Raw genomic sequence first — 21,239 nt, 5'->3', positions numbered from 1 at the left:
CTGCTAGACACTCCGCCCAGGAGCCTAGCTCTACTACTCGAAAATGTCCTAAATAATAGGCTGATGAGGGACACCTTATAGCATAGGGATTAAAAAGGAAGCAAGAAAGTTCTTGGACGTGAAGCGGACCTAGTTACCCCACGAAATGTCTTACGGACCAAAGACTCGACAGGCTTCATTCCATTCATAATTTCATATGTTTACGGCAAAGCCTTTCCCTCCGGCGACATTTCTACCGCATGCGATCCGATCAGCAAATCGTAGGGCGTATAGTCGTCGGTCAAGGTCAGGCCAGGCGACCAGGGCTGGGTGCGTCGCGCCGCCAACAAGGCAGTCGCTTCGGATGGCAGTCGCCGAGCTTCGACATGCGATTGAATACGCTTCACAACCTCGTCGTACGGCATAGTATCGATGGGACCGCCGCCGAAAAAAATCAAATTCTCCGCCGTGGTTTGATGCGCCCGCCAAGGTCCTTTCACTCCAAAGGACTCGAGTGTGGGAAACGCCGTCTTCAACGTCTGCACGACCGCGTTCGCACGCTGGAGATCTCCACCCTCGCCGGATGACGCCAGATTGAGGGCCAGCACGCCATTGGGATTCAGTCGACTCCGGAGTTCTGAGAAAAACTCAACCGTGGTCAAATGAAAGGGGATGAGGTGCCGGGCAAACGCATCGACCCAGATGACGTCGTACTTCACCCCTGTATCGCGCACAAACACACGGGCATCTTTGACGAAGACATGATGGTTCGCGGGGGGGTGATACTCAAAATACTCCTGGGCCATCCGAACGACGACCGGGTCAAACTCGACGACATCCAGCTCCAACTCCGGCCAGACCTGGGCCAGCCACTTGGCGAGTGATCCACCACCGTGCCCCAAAATGAGCCCGCGTTTGGGGTCCGGGGTCAACGCGACCGCTGCAACCATGAGTTGGCTATAGGGAAGAAAGAGCGTGGCAGGGTCGGACCGCCACATGACCGCATGCCAGGTGCGGTCGAGGACCAGATAACGAAACAGATCGTCGTCACGAACACGCACCTGCTGATAAGGGCTATCCTCCTGGTACACCAGCCCGGCAACGGGAGCCGCCTGCCCGAATAATTGCCAACTCAAAACAAGCAGACCGGCCAGCAACAAACCCGTCACTTTCGTGACCTTTCCGCTCCCCTGCTGCAACCACAACAAACCCAACAAAAGCTGGAGCACACCCAATGAAGCGACGAGCGTCTGGGTCCCCAGCCAGGAGAGAAGGAAGAACGCCGTACCCCAGGTCCCAGCCAGACTCCCGACGGTGGACAGCGCAATCATGCTGCCGGTATGGCGGCCGAGATACCCCATATCGACCACGGCCAACCGAAGCAATGCCGGCATGACGCCGCTCAATCCGAATGCCGGGGGGGCCAATAACACGCAGGCCGCAAGGCTGGGGCCCCACCGCGGGTCCTCGACAAGCTTGGCAACCTTAAAAATGGCAACCTGCCCCATCCAGGACATCAGCAACGTCCAGGCGCCGGAACCGAGCAGGAGCCAGGCCAGCACTGCCGCGACACGATACCGATCCGACGCCCAGCCGCCAAACGCATACCCTGAACTCATGGCCGCCAGGATGATCCCGATCAAGGCCCCCCAGACAAACAGCGAATTCCCGAACACCGGAGCCAGCAAACGGCTTCCTAGAATTTCCAGCGCCATGACGATGGCACCAGTTACGAGCGCCGTGATGAGCAGAAACAGACGTGGCATGCGAGAGGCGGAAGTTCCCTGTGCCATCATCAACACAGGACCACAGAAAGGCTAGAAGCAAAACAGTGCCGTTCGGAATCGAGGCACGCCATATTAGAGCGTTCCCCAATTCTTGAAGTAGCGAAGCAGATCGCGCACCGAAATCATCCCCACCACACGCCCCTCTTCTGTAATCACGAGATGCCGGATTCCCCGCTCGGCCATCACATCGCTCGCCTCATGCGCGGATTGGGCGATATCGATCGTCATGACCGGGGTGCTCATCACTGACCGGGCCATGACCTGTTCCGCGTCTGCGCCGCTGGCCATGGCTTTTCGGACAAGATCGGCCTCGCTGACAATCCCCACATAGTCACCGTGATCAGCGACCAGCATCGCCCCGACGCGGGCGTCGCGCAGTTGCCTGGCCACGGCCAACAAGGTGTCATCGGGATGGACGGTCCTCGTGATAGGACGCATCATCATCGCTAATGGTCGTTGGATGGGCCCGCCTGAACCTGCCATTCGCCAGCCTCTCCTTCGAAGAGGGCCGAATTCTACTGGATGTGCGCGGCAATCTGCAATTCGCTCCGTCTGCACCCCTGCCAAAACCTGCGTTATGTTTGCTCACTTTCGTACGCGTTGCTATACTACCGACTCTACACACGTACTTACCCACAGTTTCGACGGCTTATCTTCAGGAGGAGATGCTTCCATGCATATCAGCGTGATTGGAACGGGCTATGTCGGCTTAGTCACCGGTGCCTGCTTCGCGGAATTCGGCGTGAACGTCACCTGTATGGACACGGATGCGCGCCGCATCGCCAGACTCGAGAAGGGTGAAGTCCCGTTTTTCGAACCCGGTATCACCGAACTCGTCGCCAAAGGCATCAAAGAAGACCGCCTTCATTTCACCACCGATGTCGCCAAGGCCGTCGACAAAGCGCTGGTCATCTTCATCGCCGTCGGCACGCCCCCGAAATCGGACGGCTCAGCCGATCTGTCCTATGTCGAAGAAGTGGGCCGTGGCATCGCCAAAAACATGACCGGCTACAAGGTCATTGTCACGAAGTCCACCGTCCCTGTCGGCACCGGCGAAAAATTGCGTGAAGTCATCAAGGCCAACCAAACGGGCCGTTTCCGTTTTGACATCGTCTCCAATCCGGAATTCCTCCGCGAAGGATCCGCCATTGAAGACTTTATGCGTCCCAACCGCGTCGTGATCGGCGCGGACAGTGAGCAAGCGGTCGCGATCATGAAAGACCTCTATCGTCCGCTGTACCTGCTGGAAACCCCGATTGTCGTAACCGACATCCCAACTGCTGAGATGATCAAGTACGCCTCCAATGCGTTTCTCGCCGTCAAGATTTCCTTCATCAACGAAATCGCCACCGTCTGCGAAAAGGTGGGCGCCGACGTGCAGATGGTCTCCAAAGGAATGGGCCTCGACAATCGCATCGGGAACAAATTCCTGCATGCCGGGCCGGGATTCGGAGGCTCGTGTTTTCCGAAGGACTTGGCTGCACTGGTCCAGACCGGCGAGCGCGTGGGGTACCCGTTCCAGATCGCAGGGGCCGCGGCCAAGGTGAACTACGAACAACACCTGCGGATGGTCGAGAAGGTGAAGGACGCCTGCGGCGGCGTGAAGGGAAAAACGCTCGGCGTGTTGGGCCTGTCGTTCAAACCCAACACCAATGATATGCGGGAAGCCCCGTCACTGACCATCTTGAGCGAACTGATGAAGGAAGGGGCGACGATTCGCGCCTACGACCCGGCCTCGATGGAAGAGTCGATGAAACTTTTGCCGGGGATGGTACCCTGCCAGGACACCTACGACGTCGCAGAAGGAGCCGACGGCTTGATCATCATGACCGAGTGGAACCAGTTCAGGAATCTTGATTTCGATCGGTTGAAGAAATCCATGCGGCAACCACTCCTGCTGGATCTCCGCAATACCTATGAATCAGACCGCGTGGTCGGCTTCGGATTCCGCCACGTCTCGGTCGGTCGTCCCACCAAGAATCCGGCCGCCTAACCGGCGGCCGGACGGCTCACACTAACTGAGCAGCTTGGCAGGCTCGGCCTGAGCACCCTCTTTGGCCTTCGGCTTATAGCCCATCCGATCGAGCACCTTCATGATTCTTGTTTTCAGCCGATCATCGGCATCCGCCAGGGCTGTGGCGAGGGGCTCGACGGCCGGCTTACCGATCTTCCGGATAATTTCCGTCGCCGACTGGCGCACGTCGTCTTCCTCAGAAGCCAACAACGGTACGAGTGACGCGACGGCGATCCCGCCGATCTTGATCAAAGAATCATAGGCTCGCTGCCGCACATCGCCCACCTCGTCGGTCAGGGCCTCGACGAGCGGCAGAACGGCGCGCGGATCTTTCAACTCACCCAGCACTTCCGCCGCATATTTGCGATTGAGCCAATGGGAATCCTTGAGGTCGATCAACATGGCATCGGCTTTGGCCGCATTCGGGTCTTTGGCGCGAATCCGGAAGCTCTTTGCAATGCGCTTGCCGCCCTCCTCAACCACACGGATCGTCGCCCCATCGCCGGGCTTGATCTTGAGGAAATCTTCCAGGGCCTCATCGCCGACATCCAACACAACGGTCTTTCCGTCGTACGCAAGCAGCTCCACCTCCAACTGCTTGGCTTCGGGATTGACGGCCACCACGCGTTCCGTCACCAGGTTGAACCCGTCCTTCTTGGTCCCACCCTTTGGTCCGATCTGAATCAGTTTTACCGGTGCTTCTTCTGCCATAGTAGAGTTCCTTTATCGGGTTATGACGAGGTCGCCTGTTTCCATCCTAAACTCGCAAGGACACCTTCGACGGTCTCTTGCACCATCGTGTTTTCGTCTTCCAGGAGGGGAAGCAGCGGTTCGATGGCCTGCTTCGCCCCCAAGCGCGCCAACGATTCGGCGGCATTCCGACGCACGAGCCAGTCCTCATCCTGGAGCGACTGAATCAACGCATCGGCGCTGCGTGGATCACCGATCTTGCCGAGTGCTTCCGCGGCATGGCGCCGCACCATCCAATTGGGGCCCAGTAGTCCGCCGATCAGCGCATCGACAGCCCTGGTATCACCGATCTTTTTCAAGACCCTCGCTACGTCCTCTCGCACCGTCCCGTCGCCGAGCGCCTCGATCAATCCCGGCGTCGCGCGGGAGTCGCCGATCCGTTCCAGAGCCCAGACGGCCGCCGTCCGGACGGCTCCGTCCTTGTCTTTCAGGGCCACCATGAGGGGATCCACCGCACGCGGATCGCGGAAACGTCCGAGCGCATTCGCCGCCTGCTCGCGAATCGCCCACTCATCGTCACTCAGCGCCTCCAGCATCTGGTCGAACGCCACGGGCCCGATTCGCACCACAGCCGTTGCGGCCGCTTCGCGAATCACCACGTCTTCATCGGCCATCAGGCCGATCAGCTGTGGAACGGCCTCGATGCCCATTTGCCCGAGGCTCGCCATCGCATGGTCCCGCAACGCCTCGTTGTCATCGCGTAGCGCGGAGATTAATTGTGCAATTCGCTCGGCATCACTCATGATCGTCCGATTCCTCCTGTCCGACCGGCTGTTCGCCTTCAAGCGCTGCAAGTTTGTCCGCGATAAGGCCCGCGCTGTACGACACGATGCCGTCCCGGTCGGTCCGCAACCGGTTGAACAGCTCGTTATACGGACGCAACACCTCGACGTCCTTGATTTTCGCCAAGGCCTCGATCGCCATCACCCGCAAGGGCCTGATCGGGATCGCCTCGATATACAATTGCGCCGGACGCGGGTCTCCGATGAGCCCCAGCGACTTCACGGCATACTCCTTCACTCCGGTATCCTTATCCAACTGAAGCCGCTTCATCAACGGCTCGACCGCGCGCACATCCCCGATCTTCCCCAGCAAGTCCGCAGCCGCTTCACGCACCACCCAATCGTCATCTTCCAGATACTCGATCAAAATTTCGACCGCAGGTCGCCCGATCCCCAGTAAATCCATGACCGTGGACATGCGGGCTTCTTCACGCTCGCTCGCCCCCTCCACGTCACGCAAGGCATTAAACGTCGCATCGATCCGGTCCCGTATCGCCCCCAGCTTCTTCAACGTGCGCACGGCGGTGTCACGAACCGCGGGAGAGGACATGGCATCGATCAATCCGTCCGCCGAGCGCGGATCAAGCAAGTGTTCGAGGATCGTCGCCGCGGTCGTCTGCGCGTCGACCTCCGGATGGGTCAACATTTCGCACAAGGGAGTGATGGCGTTGGGGATCACACCCAGGAGCTGACGAACCCGGTTTCGCACATCCTCATCCGGAGACTCGTGGAGATTGCGCACCAGACCCGCGGCTGTCTCATCATCCAGATTGCCGGCCATTTGTTCCAGCGCTGAAAAAGCGGCTTGCCGGACGGTCTCCTCGGAATCCCGAAGCAAACCGACCAAAGAAAGTCCGGCTGCCGGATCCTTGATCCGCGACAACATCGCCGCCGCTTCAACGCGGAGAGCAACATCGCCCGATTCCAAGGCCTGCGTCAACGCCTGCACCGCCCGAGGCCCACCGGCCAAGCAGGCAGCTGTGGCCCGCATACGCCGCCACTCTTCCTCGTGAGTCAGCTCAGAAACGAGTGTATCGATGCTTTCTTTAGACATGTGTTCGTTGGCGAGTGCGAAGTTTTCTGATTCGGTGAGTGCCAGAGGCGAAGATCAGCCGTGGCTACCTCACCACATCACGAACTAATACCCTGTCAGACCCGTCCCGGACGCCAGCCGACAGCCGTCAACGTCTCTCGAACGTGATACCGAATATTCTCGTCTTGTTCCTTTGCCAGCATCGGGAGCAGGGACGGAATCACCGCCGGGCCGAACTTGGCCAAAGCCGCAGCCGCCTCAGACCGGGTAATGGTATTCCGCAAGGCCACGATCAGAGACGGAATAGCCACGCCGTCGGCGATCATCCCCAACGCGCGAGCCGCCATCCCCATGGTCGCCATCTCGTCCGTCCACCCGTCGGCACAAGGGGTGGCCGTATCGCGAGGCTCGCCCAGCGGTACCCCCTCCACAACCCGCCGAAGAAGAGGCACGGCACGAGGGTCGCCGATATGGCCGAGCGCCTCGACCGCCAGCAGCCGCAACCCCGGTTCCTTCATCACCGTCACCAGATAATCTACCGCCCGCGCATCCCGGATCGCACCCAAGGCCCGCACCACATCTTCGCGAATCGCCGAGTCCCGCTCATTGAACAGGGCACGCAGCAACGGATCGACAGAATCCGGAGACTTCAGCTTACCCAACGCCTCCACGGCATGGAGGCGGACCAACCAGTCATCGTGTTCCAGGGCTTGGATCAACCCCAACACAGCGGCAGCACCGATGGCGGCCAGTGCGCTGGAGGCCTCCTCACGAACCGCCTTGACCTTGTCCTGCAAGAGCGGCATCAAGACGCTGACGGCTTCGGGATCGCCGATCCGTCCCAGCCCCTTCGCCGCATGCATGCGCACGATCCAATCGCGACTGCCCAGGGCCTCGACCAGCGGGCGGAAAACCCGCGCATCGGCAATCGAGGCCAAAATGGCCGAAGCCGCTTCCTGCACCTGCAACGCCGGATCCGCCAAGCAGCCGGCCAGAGCGGGAACCGACGCGGAGCCGAGCGCGGAGAGCGACCCGATCGCCGCCTCACGGACAGCTCGATCGGTATCGCGGAGCAACTTCGTCAGCGGCAGAACTGCCCGGGCGTCGTTGAGGCTGCCCAGCAAGGTCGCAGCTTCTTCCCGAATCGCCCAATCTTCGTCCGACAGCGCTGCGATCTGTTCACTGACAGTGTCGGCCATGGTACCTCGGCCCCTGGTGAGGCCATCGACCTTAACACAGGATTTTTTGAGGGGTCAACGCAGGGTCGGCCGTGCGACCTGGCATCGAACCGTTCCCGCGCATCTGGTCTAAACAGAGGAGAGTAGCCGGTAGGAGCGCCGGAGATGCTCATCCCTGGGGACGGACCCCGGGGGAGGAAGCCGGTGATTACCGCACCGATCCTTTCGCAAAGTCTCCGCTCGGGCCGAACCGTCCGATGTCGCCCAGCGGGCGGTCGACACGAAGATTGTCGGCCTGGCTGGAATCCACCGACGTCTCTTCATCCGGAGGCGTCCACCCAAGATGTTCCAGTGTTTCAACAACAAGTAGCCGCAGGGAATCTTTGGCCGTCAGCCGCACCGAGGCGTAGGACAGGACGCGTTCGCCCTCGGCTTCAACTTCCGACGCTTTCGGATCATAGAGAAAAGAGATGAGCGGTTCGATAGCCGAGTCACCGATCAGCACCAGCGCCGCCGCCGCTTTCTCACGCAACACCCCGTCTTTCAACAGCATGATCAGATCGGGAATCACGCGCGGATCGCGGAAGTGGCCGAGCGCCGTGGCCGCTGCTTCCTTGATAAAGGCGTCTTCACTGACGATGCACCCGGGCGTCGGAGTGCCATCCTGACGCACACCTTTTCCCTTGAGCGCCGCCAAGACGGCAGGAAGGGCTCGAGGATCGCCGATCATACCCAGCGAGGCGATGGCATGGCGCTTCACGGCACCGTCTTTCATCGCTTCCAATAACCCGTCGATGGCGCGGGGATCACCGATCATGCCCAATGCTATCGTAGCGTCTTCACGCACGGCCCGGTCCGGATCTTTCAGCGCCTCGATCAAGGCATCGACGACACGCGGCTCCCGCACCCAGCTCCGGCCGATTTGATAGTCCGTCGTCATGCCTCCCAAGGCGCGAGCCGCATGACAACGCACGACGAAATCTTTGTCCTTCAACGTCTCGAGCAACAAATCGACGGAGGGCTGTCCGATCGCCACCAGGGCAATACCGGCAGTTTCACGGACGATCTTGGATGAATCACGGAATAATTTCACCAGCGCGGGAATGGCTTTCGGATCGCCGATTTTTCCCAGCGCTTCCGCGGCGGCACTCTTCACAGCCCCGTCGCGATCCCGACAGGCAAATATCAACGCATCGACGGCACCCGAATCATGGAGATCCCCGCAGGCTTTGGCCGCATGCTCCCGAACCCGCCACCGCTCATCCTTCATCGCGGCAAGCAGCCGATCCAGCTGGCCCGCACCAAGCGAGACCACGGCCGCAACTGCTTCGTTGCGGACTTCCATGATCGGGTCGTTGAAGAGCACGATCAGCGCTTCAATCGCCTTCGGTCCGCCGATCTTAGCCACGCCCCAGCCGGCACGAGTCCGCACAGACCAAAACTCATCGCCGCAGGCGCCGATGAGCGCATCCAGCGTGGCCGGGTTCGCTAACTCGGCGAGGGCTTTCGCCGCTTCTTCACGCGTGGCGTCGTCCGCATCTTCGAGGGAATCCAGCAGATCATCGAGTGCCTGTGCCATCACCCACCTCACTATTCCCGTAATAGGCATCACGTTGACCGCCATGGGGATAGGTGCGTTTGCACCGTACCACCAGGGTCTGAGTCCCGCGGCCCTCCACACATTGATCGAGTGACTTGGAGTATTCCAGTTTCCCGTCCAAACTCACCGTGAAGGGGAAGTCGAAGGTAAAACTGATGAACTTGTATTGTCCCGGCTTGAGCTTCAACTCGCGCGTTTCGGTTGTCCGGTAGGCATCCGAGGTCTCCGGGTCCAAGACCCAGAGCGGGGGTGTCACACCGGGCACCTGCCACCAGGATTGCGGCACCAATGGAGTCGGATCGATTGTAATCGTGTGTTCTTTGCCATAGGCAGGGGGAGGACCGGCCGCCAAGAGCCGCTCGGATGGCCCTAGAACCAACACACACGTCACGGCTACGATCCAGAAAAACACCTGCCGCCCGGCGAATGCTTTGTGCGATGATGAACGCATCGGTCCTCTATTGCAGGAGTGGGCTGACGGGAGCAGCAGCGAATGCGGTCTTGAAGATTTCTTCGACCGGGTGGCTCTCCCATTCGGTATACGTCGTGAGTCCGAGCGCGCGCATCACCGTCGCGCCCGTATCGATAATCGACACCGGCTGGCGAATCGAATGCCCAGCCTTGATGCCGACACCTGAGGCAATCCATGGCACCACCGGAACATTGCCGGCCTGCTCACCGGAGACCTCACCGGCCGAGAATTGCGTCTCCCCGAAGGCACTCAGCGAGGTGGCAAACACCGTGGTCCGCTTGATCAAACCATGTTCCCGGTACAGATCGAGCACGGTCCCCATCGCCTTATCGACCGCCTTCAACGCGTCTTTGTAGGCAACCGATTTCCAGCCCTGCGTCTCTCCGACACGCCCGGGAGCCGGCAGATGGACCACCAGGAGATGCGGCAAGGCTGGAATGGCATGACCATACCCTGAACCACTCGTCGCCTTTTTGAAATAATCCCGGACGTAGCCGACCAGACGATCAGGATTACATTCGGCCCGCAGCGGACCACACATTTGATAATCCGTGTAGGGCTCCGGCTTCGCGAGTTGATACAACGACTCATCCATATAGAAAATGGCACTGTCCCGGCCGCCGCTCAGGTCCAGATAATCAAACACCGTCGGCGCGCGAGGATATCCACGGCTGAATTCAAAGACGTTCCAGGTGATCCCATGTTTGGCGACCGGCATGCCCGTCACCAGCGAAGCCATCGTCGGCAACCGGCGCGCAGGGGCCACTGCAGTAGCAGACCAGGTCACGGCCCCGTCCTTCACAAGGGACGACAACACCGGCATCGCGCCACTCTTGAGTGATTCCTGGCCCAACCCTTCCAATACGAAGAGAATCACATGTTCTGTGATGCCTGCCTGAACGGGAGTGGCCACTTCGCCCCCACCGCGTGCCGCAAAGGCAACGGATTGGGACGAGGGCGCCACGAGTGCCGGCCCCAGACCGACGACCATGCAGAGGACTGCCACGACTGTCATAATGCTGCGAATACGACTCATAACCTGCCCCACCATACGATCTTTTGAGACGCGAAGAGAAAGTACCTTAGCATGCTGTTTTCCGCGAAGGCAAGGCGCGAACCCCGCCTCTCATAGCGTCGAAGCGGGATCGATGGTATCCTGATCCGGTCGGGACAACTCGCTCGACAACCACGCTCAATCAGACGCTCCGCGGTGGTAAGGCGATGCCCCAAAACCGTATCAACAGTGGCTCCCGCTTCATCCCCGACAAGCCCCCGCGGGCTCGATCCATCAACCTTTTCCTCGGCCTGCTCTTCATCGCCCTATCCCTGTCCCTCACCCGCCCGAGTGCTAGCCAAGCTGAGGTTCGAGTCGTCACCGGAACCGGCGAACATCGAATGAACGATCACGAAACCAAAACAGACGGGATCAGACTCGCCACCGAACAAGCGAAGAAGCAGGCGTTGGAGCAGGTCGCCTCGTATCTGGAAAGCGTCACGGTCGTGCGAGATCTGGATGTCACTCTGGATGAAATCCGCAGTTACACCGCGGGAATGGTGCTGGTCCTCGATCAACACGTGACGACCGCCCTGAATGGAGAGTTCGTTGTGGTCCGCGTCGAGCTGACGGCACAGGTAGACACCGACGAAGTCGCCCAGGCCATTGCCACCCTACGGCAGAACGAGGACGCGCGGGAGCAGTTGCTTGCGCTCAGACGGGATGTGGAATCGTTGCAGCAGGAACTCGACGCAGCCAACGACACCCTCGCCGCAGCCACCTCGCCCGAACAGGTCCAAGAACTGAGCCACGAACGGAACGAGTTGCTCAATCGCGCGGAGTCCGATGCGATGGTCGCCCAAGCCTGGACCGACTGGGTGCTACTCACTCCGTTCGCACAACCCTCTCCATCGGCCGGCCTCGCGCAAATTCACGCCCTCCTTGGGCTAGCGAGTCGGCTGAATCCCGACAATCCCCACCTGGCCATCGCGCAGCAGACCGTGGGAACGAAAGCACCCCCGGCGGCGCCGCAACCCCGGCGGCCGCCCGTGCCACATACCGTTCCATTTTTGCCGGGCTACGCGGTCGCCCCGCAACAACCGGCTCAACCAGGCGCAATTCAAGTACCGGCACAGCCTGGAGCACCGCTGCCGCAGGGGAGCCTCGGCACGATGCCGACCTATCGACGAGTCCCGCCGCCATCCGGCCGACCGGCAGCGCGCACGCTCCATACCTATCGATCGGGAGTCGACCAGGCCACTCCTGCTGCGGAACAACCATCGATCAATGCACCTCGCGGAACCCCGCCGGCGATTATCTACCAGGTACCGAAGAAACCGGTGCCCATCCCGACGACGCCTTCGCAACAGATCCCCGGAAACGAAACCCATCAGGGAGGGACACAGTAATGTCGCTGACGGCTGGACCCATTCGAGCAGGATGGTGGCCTCTCTACGCGCTGCTGGTCGCATCGCCGGCACCGGCTTCTGACCTGACGCCACCGGCCGTGCGCGATCACGCAGACCAGACCTTCCAACATCTCCAAATGCAAGGGCGGGCGGAATCGCCGACCAGCGCAGCCCAGGCTAGACCTGCGCAAGCGACATCCAGCTCAGAGGAGTTGCTGACCGGCCAGGGGCAGGGCGACCTGGGCAAAGGGAAACTCGTCTGTCAGCGGGTCTCCGAGCTGGCAGCCAGGGCCGATATTGCCAAACAAATCCGCGTGCTGGTGAAGGAACATGCCACCGACCGCCTGCGGGAACGCACCGGTCGCGAGGTCGAGCAGGACATCGAAGTCGTGCGGGAGGAAATCGTTCAGGAGTATTTGCAGGGTGTCCGGATCATCGAACGCCACACCGACGAGGAAGCTAAAACCTGTTCAGCGACGGCCGTCATGCCGAAGCCCCGCCTGCCCGAACCCAAACCCACGGATTCGAACGGCCGCGAATCGGCAGCGCATCGCTGAACCACCTTCCAGGTCGAATCCGCAGCTCCTCCATTGAACTTCACGCTCCGTTTCGGGTAAGACAATCTTCCCATGCCGATCGAAAACAATTTTCAGCACGACGAGCTCTCCCGCAAAAATCCCGGCGACCGGCTGACCTACGCGGACTGGACGACGCCGCCAGACGCCGACTCTCCGGCCTGGCAGGAGGCGATGAGCCAGCTCGGCCAGAAGCTGTCACAAGCCGGTGTGCGGCTGATCATGTTCCTGCATGGCGCCATCCCCGGCACCGATGTCTTCGGCTTAGGACGGCTCGATGAAGTGGGCGGGCTCAAGCGAGGCTATTCACGCGGCATCTCAGGCCTGGATTCGCTCCTCTCCTTCATGCGGGAAGGCACGAATGGCATCACCCCGCTGCCGGGCGGCATGAAGCCACCGCTGTCCAACGATGAGGCCACGAAGACCCTGCTCGACAGTCAAATCGGCGACGCGGGAAACTTTACGACCACCACGGTCGAACATTGCCGGAAAGCCCTGAATCAGAAACTGGCTACACCCATCACCTGCATCCGGGAGCTCTGGTCCAGCGAACACCATCACCTCGGCCGCGCCATGGCCGCCTGCCGATTATTGGACCGGCTGCGGGCCCTCGTCATCGAACAACATCTGGGCGCCGGCGACCGCATCCTGATTCAAGCCCATGGCCAAGCCGGACTCGTCCTTGCGCTGGCCTCTAATCTCCTCTGCCCTTCGCCGATCACGGGACGGAAGACCCTCTTCGATCTTCTCCTCGCCGCGAATCCACAAGGTCCGGATGCGCAGGCCATTCAGCGCATCGACCCGTTGTTGACCAATGGCACATTACTCAATGGCGTGGCCCTCGATATCGTCACATTCGGCACACCGGTGCGGTACGGCTGGGATCCGTCCGGCATCGGCAAACTACTCCACGTCGTAAACCATCGCAATCTGCGCACCGACGGAAAAACCTGGCTCTCCAAAATGGATCTGCCACAGATCACCGTTGAAATGCCGATCGCCTGGGGCGGCGACTACGTGCAGGAACTGGCCGTGGCCGGCAGCGATGCCCTGCCCGCTGAAAATGCCAAAGCCGCCAATAAGGCTGTGTGGGAATTGCTGGAACCCTACGATGGATTCGAACGCTGGGTGGAGTGCGCCAGACGCGCCGGACGCTTCCCGAGCGAAGGTCAGTGTCTGCTGGTCGATTACAAAGACTGCACCAGCTCAACCAACGTCCGCGACCACTACTACGGCCACGCCGCCTACACCCGCACCAACGCGATGCTCTTCAACTTCAATCAGATCGTTGGGCGGTTGTATTCATAAGCCTGAACGCTGACCCCGTCCGGGTTTGTTGATCTCCCATCAATGTCCGATGCACTCCTTCTACGGGAGGGAGAACCCAGGCAGCGGGCGTCTTCCCGCTTGCTCCCGACCGAGTCGTCAAGTAGACTCTCCTTCAGAATCCGTCTTTGCTCGGAGCCCCGGTTATGTCGCCATCATCCCCATCCCCAGACGACTTACGTATTGCCGACAATTTGCGCCGCACGATCGAACTGACGGAGTTGGGGCTGGCCTTGCGTCAAGCCGTGATCGAGCAGCGGAATGTGCCGGGCGCGGGTGAGGGAATCGCGCAGGTCATGCACGAAATTCGACTGGCCAAAGAGCAGGCATGGCAGCAGAGCCAATCCTAGTCCGAACGTTCTCCGACCTCATCACCGACTTCAACCGACGCAGCGTGGCCTATGCGCTGGCCGGGGGCTGGGCCTACAGCGCCTTGGTAGAGCCTCGATCCACCACGGACATCGACCTCCTCATTCTGCTGGATCCGCCTTCACGCGAACAGATACAGGCGCTCGTCTCATCCCTCTTCGACTCCACCATCATCCATCCGAACCCTATGGCCTTACAGGGGATCTCGATTTGGCGAATTGTGGGAATCCGCTCCGGACAGGAAGTCGTGATCGACTTCCTGCTGGCCGACTCGGCCTATCTTCGAACCGCATTGGAGCGCAGACACACGGTTCCCTTCGGCGCGCTACAGGTTCCGATGCTGTCGATCGAGGATCTCGTCATTCTCAAGATGGTGGCGGGACGACTCCAGGATCGTGCCGATTTGGAGAAAATCCGCACGCGCCAGACGGACGTACGTTGACCGCTGGAAAACGATGCTCGGACTTGCTGACCGTTAGGTGGGGCAGGATTTTAAGAAGTATGGTGGAATTATTCGATCCCGGACGTTTCCCGAGCGAAGACCAGTGCCTGCTGGTGGATTACAAAGAAGAACTGCCGAAGACGGAGTAACGGCGATTGCTTATCACTTGGGATTTTCGAACTCATCAAACTCAATAACCCGCTCAAACTTGCCGTCACCATCTTCATCGATCTCCTCACGCACTTTGGCATCCAACTTGTAATACATGCGCTTTTTGACTCTGCCTGTGGTTCGGTCAATAAATTCAACTGAGTCAAGCCTTCCCAGTGCATTGTATTCAATCAGATCCGGCCGTCCGGCCCGACCGCGATCGATTTCCGTGCGAATAACCTCACCAGCTTGGTTGTAGAAAAGCGCAGTCTCGAAATACCCATCAAAATCATTATCCAACTTGGCAGCCCATGGGAATTGCCCCTTATACTCATAGACAACATCGTCCTTGCCGTCCGCGTTCCGATCATAGGCTGTGCTTGTCATTGAAGAATATCTCCACAGCCAATACATGCACAGTGTGGCGGCAACTCCGAGACAGACCCCGAGCAAAACACCAAATCCGAGCGAGGCTCCTGAAGGCGACGCCTCTGACTGAATCGCAACCTTCTGAGATCCTTCCACCCCCTTCTCCACACCACACTTCCAGCAAGTGACAAACTCCGTCGCATGACACTCGCCGCAGACTGCACATGTCCAATCAGACCCCGGCATGGCCGTTGAAGCCTGCCCAGCAAGCAACTCTTTTCCGATGTCATAATCCTGATCGTTGAGCACCCAAAGTTCTGGGAACACTTCGACAAACGGAACCGATCCGGCCAGTGAGGAACTCTGTTGATTCCTCACCATACAGGCAATGCCCGCACCTTCAAGCAAATCTTTCAGTGATTCGACCTCGACCAGCGATTGGGAGACATGGAGTTTCTTCATCAGTCACCCGTGAATGAGAGGAACTATCGCACGACGGCTCTGCGCTATGACATCTTTAGCGCAGAGCCAGGAGAGATACGGTTCTCTAGAAAAACGTAACTGATGGCCCTATTCTCAGTAAGGCATCTCATCGTCATCGAACCCGAAATGATGCCCGATCTCGTGCACGACGGTATCGCGCACTTCCTGCACGACTTCTTTCTTGGTTCGACAGAGGCGGAGGATCGGTCCGCGATAGATGGAGATTTTGGCCGGCAGTTGCCCGCCCGCTTGGAAGAAGGATTCCTTGTCGAGAGAGAGACCTTGATAGAGGCCGAGGAGGTCCTCGTCTGCCTCCATCTCCAGGTCGGCGAGCACTTCCGGAGGGGGCTCTTCCTCCACCACCACAGCAACGTTAGTGATGAGTTTGGCGTATTCGTCGGGAAGGCCGTCGAGCGCCTCCTGCACTAAGGCCTGAAACTCCGGTTCGGGTATGGTCAATGTACGCTTTCGCGGCAACATAGGCTGAACTGGATCGACTCACGCGCTGTGCAACATCAGCTTCCATTGAGGATGTTCAAACAGGCTGTCCGCAAGGCCGCAGGGAGCACGTCGACTGGGGAGGTACATACCAAACTTCGTTTGACCCGTTCGCCAATCACATAGCTTTGGCGAGCGGATAAACTCCTCAGCGCTTTCCCTGTGCCATCCCTCTCTTCGCAGGGAGGCGTGCGACTGAGAACGCCGCTGGCAGCCTGTTTCAACATCCGGCTAGGGATGGGCGACTCGCCAGTTTAACCCCACCCCCAGATCGACCTTGAGCGGAACCGACAGGCCCAACGCCGCCCCGGTGGCTTCCATTTCCGCTTTTACAAGCTGTTTCGCCCGTTCCAATTCCTGGTCCGGCACTTCGAAAATCAACTCGTCATGGACCTGGAGGATCATCTTGCAGCGAGGCAGTTCGTTCTGGAGGCGTTGATGGACCTTGATCATCGCGACCTTGATCAGATCGGCGGCCGAGCCTTGAATCGGACTATTGACGGCCATGCGCTCGCCGACGCCGCGCTGCGATGGATCGCCGCTCTGCAACTCAGGGATCTGGCGGCGGCGGCCGAGGATCGTGGTCGTATAGCCCTTAGTCTTGCCGTCGTCGATATTGCGGTCCATCAACGCCCGCACAGCCGAAAACTTCTCGAAGAACGTCTCGATATATTTCTTGGCATCCGCTTGCGGCACACCGATGTTGGATGCCAGGCCGAACGGGCTGATGCCATACACAATTCCGAACACCACGCTCTTCGCCGCGCGCCGCATCTCCCGAGTCACCTCGCCAGCCGGCAGATTAAAAATCTCCATGGCCGTGGCCATGTGAATGTCTTCTCCCTGTTCGAACACCTGCAGCAGGCGAGGGTCTTGCGAGAGGTGCGCTAAAATCCGCGGCTCGACCTGACTGTAATCGGCGCAGAGCAGTTGATGACCCGGCGGGGCGATAAAGGCTTCGCGGATACGCAAACCGTAGTCACCCTTCACCGGGATGTTCTGTAGATTCGGATCGGTCGAAGACAGACGTCCAGTCGCCGCCACCGTCTGATTGAGGGAAGTGTGGAGTCGTTTTGTTTCGGGATTTACCAACTGCGGCAGGGCATCGACATAGGTCGATTTGAGCTTCGTCAGGGTCCGATAGTTAAGGATCTGCGCCGGCAACTCATGCTGCGAGGCAAGTTGCGTGAGGGTGTCTTCATCCGTGGAGTAGCCGGTCTTCGTTTTGCGCAGCGGCTTCAGGCCGAGCGTTTCGAAGAGCACCGTGGCCAGTTGTTTGGGCGAGCCGATATTGAATTCACCGCCGGCCAGACGGTAAATGCTGCCTACCATCTGCTCCAGCTCACGCTCTAGTTCTTTGCTCAAAGTCTGCAGGCCCTCGACATCGAGCAGAAAGCCGTTCCGTTCGATCTCGGCTAAGACCGGCACGAGCGGCATCTCCACGTCTTGAAAGAGCGGGAGGCTGCCCTGCTCTCGCAGCCGCTCGCGGAGCATCGGGGCCACCTTGGCTGTCACGGCTGCCGCCTCGCCAGTTCGACGAACCAGATTCTCATCCACATCGAACAGGGATTGCGGGCCCTTGCCTGAATCTTCCTGTTCACCCGCACCAAGCTGATAACTCAGCAGGTCCATGGCAATCGCTTCCAAGGTATGGGCGCGGCGATTCGGATTCAGCAGATAGTCCGCCACCATCGTATCGAAGTAGGGCCCGGGCATGTCGATGCCCTGACGGTGGAGCGCCAACAACAGCGGTTTGAGATCCTGTACCGCTTTCGGCTTATTCCCATCATGCAGGCATTCAATCAGTGGGCGTGGCCAGTCACGCGCCTCGCCCTGGACGAAGGCCGCGTTTCCATCAGACCGACCCAACGCGCAGCCTTGAATATCGGCGCGCACCCCCGGCTCACCAGTCAGGACGCAGGCTAAACCCAACATCGCAGCTGCCGGTTGCCCCTTCAGAAACGCGTCCGCCGCTGCAGCATCGTGAATCTGTTCGACATCAGCCCCCAGCCGATTCTGCTCAGGAGTCTCTCCCTGAAAGGCCTTGGCCAGCGTCATAAACTCCAGTTCACGCAACAGGCTCACCAGGATCTCGGCCTGCGGCGCCTTCGCCTGAAAGTGGGCCGGGACAAATTCAAGAGGGCAGTCCAGCTGAATCGTCGCGAGCTGCCTGCTCATCCGCGCCTGCTCGCCCTGCTCCAGCAACAGGTTCTTGGTTTTCACCGGCGTGACTTCTTCGATTCGACTCAGCAGCTCCTCGATCGTGCCGAACTGCGTAATCAATTTCACAGCGGTCTTTTCGCCGATGCCTTTGACGCCGGGAATATTGTCGCTGGTATCGCCCATCAGGCCCATGATCTCGACCACCCGCGCCGGCTCCACGCCGAACCGTGCCTGCGAATCTGCTTCACCAAACCATTTATCTTTCACGGGATCGTAAATGCGCGTCTTGGGGGTGAGCAGTTGGAACATGTCTTTGTCGCTGGTGACGATCACGACGTCGAGGCCTTCGACTTCGCCTTTTCTCGCCAGGGTGCCGATCAGATCGTCGGCCTCATATCCGGCCTGCCGAATAACCGGCAGAGATAACGCTTCCACCACACGATGGATGTAGGGAATCTGCGCGCTCATGCCTTGCGGCATAGGTGGCCGTTGCGCCTTATAGTCTTTGAACGCTTCATGGCGGTGGGTCGGGCCCTTTTCATCGAACACCACGGCCACATAGTCCGGCCGATGGTCCCGCAGGACCTTCAGCAACATCGTCGTGAAGCCATACACCGCATTGGTCTGCAGGCCTTTGGAATTGGCCAGGGGAGGCAGGGCGAAGAATGCCCGATAGATGTAGGCGCTGCCGTCGATGAGATAGAGTGTGGGCATAGCTGAGATATGTAACCGGTGGAGCAACACGCAGGAGTCGAACTTACCGCAACGCTCTCAATCCGGTGCAATGATGAGCGGCGGTTTGTCGAACTTGGCCCGCATGGCGTTGATGGTGCTGAGAACGGTGGACTGCCCCACGATCTTGGCCTCCACCCGCCGCTTGCCTGGGAATTCAATCAAGGAGAGGCCGATCAACATCGTCAGCACGCCCTGTCCGGGCAGAAACAGCATGAGAAAACCGGCGAACAGAAAAATCGCCCCCACGACGTTCTTCACCACATGACCAATCACGCGAAGGATCGGATGATGGTTCTCCATCCAGGGTCGCGGAGTGCGGACATCGAAATAGTCCGCCGGCAACCGCATCAAAATGATGGGAATCGCGATCAAGGTGCCCACGAACATGAACACGGAGGAAACGGCAAACCAGATCAGCACATTCGCCGGCACGTAGGATTCGATCTGCGTCAGGAGTTCGCTTATCACCGGCGCATCCTAGCATGGGGCTTTGCATGGCGGAAAGGGTGGCGAAGCCAAGCCGGTTTACGTTGCCTGCTCCGCCAGCTATAATTCCGCACCATGCCGCCGATGCGACTCAACAGCGCACGAGTGACGAGAGCCTGCCTTCAGGCCTCCGGCCTGGCCGTTCTCGGATTCGCCCTCTCGTTGTGCCCCGTTGCGCTCAGCAGCCACGCAGCTTGGGCAGCTGATGGCACCACTGAGTCGGAACTTCAGATCGACATCACCAAGATCGGGCTTGGTAAAGAAGTGGTCATTACACAAGGTAAGAAGGAATGGTTCATGCGGGTCGAGGTCACACCGGAAAACTCCGTGGTGGTGCGACAGGAAAAAGAAGGGGAGCGCTACCTCCTCGACGAGAGCGAGATGCACGATCGCGCCATGACACCCGCTGAAGTAGATGTAGCCATCGCCGACTTTGTGAATAGCGTCAAAACCAGACAGAAGGTCAAGTAGCTCCCATGTCGGGTAAACCCAAATTCGTCATCTTTGCCCACAACGCCACCTACGACAAACTGCACCAGGTCGCGACCCTCGGCCTCACCGCCGCCGCGATGGGCAAGGACGTCATTGTGGTGTTGCTGTTCTGGACAATTAAGAAACTCGCAGAAGGAAAGATCGACGAGATCGACTTTCCACCCGAATATGCCGACTCGGCAGAACAGGTCGCCCGGCTTCTGAAGGAAAAGAAGGTCCCGAAGATCTCCGAGATGTTCCAGGAAGCACGTCTGGTCGGGCACTTCCGCCTCATTGCCTGCAGCGCGGGCCTGGAATATATGGGAGTGGCAGCGGGCGCGGTGGAACGCAACGTGGACGAAGTGCTTGGGCTCCCCTCCATCCTCTCGCTCACTGCGCAGGCGGAAACCAAATTGTTCATCTGACCACGTCTCTCGTCGTTCATATCTCACTAAAGGGCTGGTGGCTTGAAGCGTATCGGCGCTCCACGCTTAACGGCTTTTCGTCACGCCGACGCGATCGCAATACGCCGCAATCTTGCACTGGCTGCACAATGGCGAGACCGGCTGGCAGAGGTGTTGTCCGTAGGGCACGAGCAGGTCGTTGAATGTAATCCAATATTTGCGCGGAAGTTTCTCGCGGAGAGCTGTTTCTGTCTCATCGGGACTCTTGGTCTTGACGTACCCCCATCGGTTGCTGATCCGGTGGACGTGAATATCGACGCAAATCCCCGTCTTTTCATACCCGACCGTCACCACCAGATTGGCCGTCTTCCTCCCGACTCCCGGCAACGTCAGCAATTCATCGATCTTGTCCGGCACCCGACCCTGGTACCGCTCACGGAGTTGGGCGCAGATCTGCTGAATCTGTTTGGCCTTTGTCCGATAGAACCCGACGGGATAGATGGCGCGCTCAATGACCGGGGTGGTCAGCGCCTGCATGGTGGCCGGTGTGGACGCCAAGGCGAAGAGCCGCTCGCTGGCTTCGGCCGTGGTCTTGTCTTTGGTGCGTAGACTGAGGAGACAGGAAATGAGCACGAGGAAGGGATCACGGCCTGACTGTCTGGCAACGACGCCGACAACCGGGTCTGGCCAGCGAGCGATTTCCCGCTTGACCGTTCGGATGGCGGCGTGGATCTCTTGCGCCTGCATGGAGCTGCCGGAGAGGAGAACTC

Annotated in this window: 22 protein-coding genes; 8 read left to right on the top strand and 14 right to left on the bottom strand. The window is 59.4% G+C overall.

Annotated features, from left to right (window positions below; genetic code table 11):
* Positions 1-200 precede the first annotated feature (200 nt).
* Positions 201-1,745, bottom strand: a complete 1,545-nt coding sequence (locus NSND_RS14670) for a fused MFS/spermidine synthase (RefSeq protein WP_080879712.1) — start codon at positions 1,743-1,745, stop codon at positions 201-203.
* A 93-nt stretch (positions 1,746-1,838) separates the two neighbouring features.
* Complete coding sequence (locus NSND_RS14665) at positions 1,839-2,210, bottom strand: CBS domain-containing protein (RefSeq protein WP_159450803.1); 372 nt, start codon at positions 2,208-2,210, stop codon at positions 1,839-1,841.
* 229 nt (positions 2,211-2,439) lie between these two features.
* Here NSND_RS14665 and NSND_RS14660 point away from each other — a divergent pair, with 229 nt between their 5' ends.
* Positions 2,440-3,759, top strand: a complete 1,320-nt coding sequence (locus NSND_RS14660; RefSeq protein WP_080879710.1) for a UDP-glucose dehydrogenase family protein — start codon at positions 2,440-2,442, stop codon at positions 3,757-3,759.
* Positions 3,760-3,780: 21 nt separating this feature from the next.
* On the opposite strand, the gene NSND_RS14655 is transcribed toward NSND_RS14660, so the two are convergent.
* From NSND_RS14655 to NSND_RS14630, 7 genes are all read right to left on the bottom strand, one after another.
* Positions 3,781-4,491, bottom strand: a complete 711-nt coding sequence (locus tag NSND_RS14655) for a HEAT repeat domain-containing protein (protein WP_080879709.1) — start codon at positions 4,489-4,491, stop codon at positions 3,781-3,783.
* A 20-nt stretch (positions 4,492-4,511) separates the two neighbouring features.
* A complete protein-coding gene (locus NSND_RS14650) occupies positions 4,512-5,273 on the bottom strand; it encodes a HEAT repeat domain-containing protein (RefSeq protein WP_080879708.1) in 762 nt (253 codons plus the stop codon).
* On the bottom strand, positions 5,266-6,366 hold the full coding sequence (locus tag NSND_RS14645; protein WP_080879707.1) for a HEAT repeat domain-containing protein: 1,101 nt from the start codon (positions 6,364-6,366) through the stop codon (positions 5,266-5,268). Before NSND_RS14645 ends, NSND_RS14650 begins: the two co-directional genes overlap by 8 nt.
* A 95-nt stretch (positions 6,367-6,461) precedes the next feature.
* Positions 6,462-7,544: a HEAT repeat domain-containing protein gene (locus NSND_RS14640; protein WP_080879706.1), complete on the bottom strand. Its 1,083-nt coding sequence runs from the start codon at positions 7,542-7,544 to the stop codon at positions 6,462-6,464.
* 187 nt (positions 7,545-7,731) lie between these two features.
* Positions 7,732-9,102 (bottom strand): HEAT repeat domain-containing protein, encoded by a 1,371-nt coding sequence (locus NSND_RS14635; RefSeq protein ID WP_159450801.1) that lies wholly within the window; start codon positions 9,100-9,102, stop codon positions 7,732-7,734.
* Positions 9,083-9,574: a hypothetical protein gene (locus tag NSND_RS21045; RefSeq protein WP_143833567.1), complete on the bottom strand. Its 492-nt coding sequence runs from the start codon at positions 9,572-9,574 to the stop codon at positions 9,083-9,085. Before NSND_RS21045 ends, NSND_RS14635 begins: the two co-directional genes overlap by 20 nt.
* Before the next feature lie 7 nt (positions 9,575-9,581).
* On the bottom strand, positions 9,582-10,631 hold the full coding sequence (locus tag NSND_RS14630; protein WP_159450800.1) for an alkaline phosphatase family protein: 1,050 nt from the start codon (positions 10,629-10,631) through the stop codon (positions 9,582-9,584).
* A gap of 185 nt (positions 10,632-10,816) precedes the next feature.
* Here NSND_RS14630 and NSND_RS14625 point away from each other — a divergent pair, with 185 nt between their 5' ends.
* The 5 genes from NSND_RS14625 to NSND_RS14605 all read left to right on the top strand — a co-directional run bounded on the left by NSND_RS14625 (position 10,817) and on the right by NSND_RS14605 (position 14,710).
* On the top strand, positions 10,817-11,998 hold the full coding sequence (locus NSND_RS14625) for a hypothetical protein (RefSeq protein ID WP_080879703.1): 1,182 nt from the start codon (positions 10,817-10,819) through the stop codon (positions 11,996-11,998).
* A complete protein-coding gene (locus NSND_RS14620; RefSeq protein ID WP_080879702.1) occupies positions 11,998-12,555 on the top strand; it encodes an LPP20 family lipoprotein in 558 nt (185 codons plus the stop codon). The genes NSND_RS14625 and NSND_RS14620 overlap by 1 nt, the downstream gene beginning before the upstream one ends.
* Before the next feature lie 72 nt (positions 12,556-12,627).
* Positions 12,628-13,881 carry a hypothetical protein gene (locus NSND_RS14615; protein ID WP_080879701.1) on the top strand — a complete coding sequence of 418 codons (1,254 nt, stop codon included), beginning with the start codon at positions 12,628-12,630 and terminating at the stop codon, positions 13,879-13,881.
* A gap of 164 nt (positions 13,882-14,045) precedes the next feature.
* A complete protein-coding gene (locus NSND_RS14610) occupies positions 14,046-14,249 on the top strand; it encodes a hypothetical protein (RefSeq protein WP_080879700.1) in 204 nt (67 codons plus the stop codon).
* Positions 14,228-14,710 (top strand): nucleotidyl transferase AbiEii/AbiGii toxin family protein, encoded by a 483-nt coding sequence (locus NSND_RS14605; RefSeq protein WP_080879699.1) that lies wholly within the window; start codon positions 14,228-14,230, stop codon positions 14,708-14,710. Before NSND_RS14610 ends, NSND_RS14605 begins: the two co-directional genes overlap by 22 nt.
* Before the next feature lie 162 nt (positions 14,711-14,872).
* Here NSND_RS14605 and NSND_RS14600 read toward each other — a convergent pair whose 3' ends face one another.
* From NSND_RS14600 to NSND_RS14585, 4 genes are all read right to left on the bottom strand, one after another.
* On the bottom strand, positions 14,873-15,691 hold the full coding sequence (locus NSND_RS14600) for a putative signal transducing protein (protein WP_080879698.1): 819 nt from the start codon (positions 15,689-15,691) through the stop codon (positions 14,873-14,875).
* A 114-nt stretch (positions 15,692-15,805) separates the two neighbouring features.
* Entirely contained in the window at positions 15,806-16,192 is a 387-nt protein-coding gene (locus tag NSND_RS14595; RefSeq protein ID WP_080879697.1) for a metallopeptidase family protein, read from the bottom strand.
* A gap of 249 nt (positions 16,193-16,441) precedes the next feature.
* A complete protein-coding gene (polA, locus tag NSND_RS14590) occupies positions 16,442-19,087 on the bottom strand; it encodes a DNA polymerase I (protein WP_080879696.1) in 2,646 nt (881 codons plus the stop codon).
* A gap of 57 nt (positions 19,088-19,144) precedes the next feature.
* Positions 19,145-19,576, bottom strand: a complete 432-nt coding sequence (locus NSND_RS14585; protein WP_013250647.1) for a PGPGW domain-containing protein — start codon at positions 19,574-19,576, stop codon at positions 19,145-19,147.
* 93 nt (positions 19,577-19,669) lie between these two features.
* Between NSND_RS14585 and NSND_RS14580 the strand changes: the two genes are divergently transcribed.
* Positions 19,670-20,065 carry a hypothetical protein gene (locus tag NSND_RS14580; RefSeq protein WP_143833566.1) on the top strand — a complete coding sequence of 132 codons (396 nt, stop codon included), beginning with the start codon at positions 19,670-19,672 and terminating at the stop codon, positions 20,063-20,065.
* Between the two features lie 5 nt (positions 20,066-20,070).
* The gene (locus NSND_RS14575) at positions 20,071-20,490 is read left to right on the top strand and encodes a hypothetical protein (RefSeq protein ID WP_080879694.1); all 420 of its coding nucleotides are present in this window, start codon (positions 20,071-20,073) and stop codon (positions 20,488-20,490) included.
* Positions 20,491-20,556: 66 nt separating this feature from the next.
* Here the strand turns inward: NSND_RS14575 and nth are convergent, their stop codons facing one another.
* Complete coding sequence (gene nth / locus NSND_RS14570; protein WP_080879693.1) at positions 20,557-21,216, bottom strand: endonuclease III domain-containing protein; 660 nt, start codon at positions 21,214-21,216, stop codon at positions 20,557-20,559.
* Positions 21,217-21,239: the final 23 nt, after the last annotated feature.

The organism is Nitrospira sp. ND1 (assembly GCF_900170025.1).
Taxonomy (GTDB): domain Bacteria; phylum Nitrospirota; class Nitrospiria; order Nitrospirales; family Nitrospiraceae; genus Nitrospira_A.
Note: the sequence above shows the minus strand (reverse complement) of the source record. Positions and strands in the feature narration are given on the sequence as shown.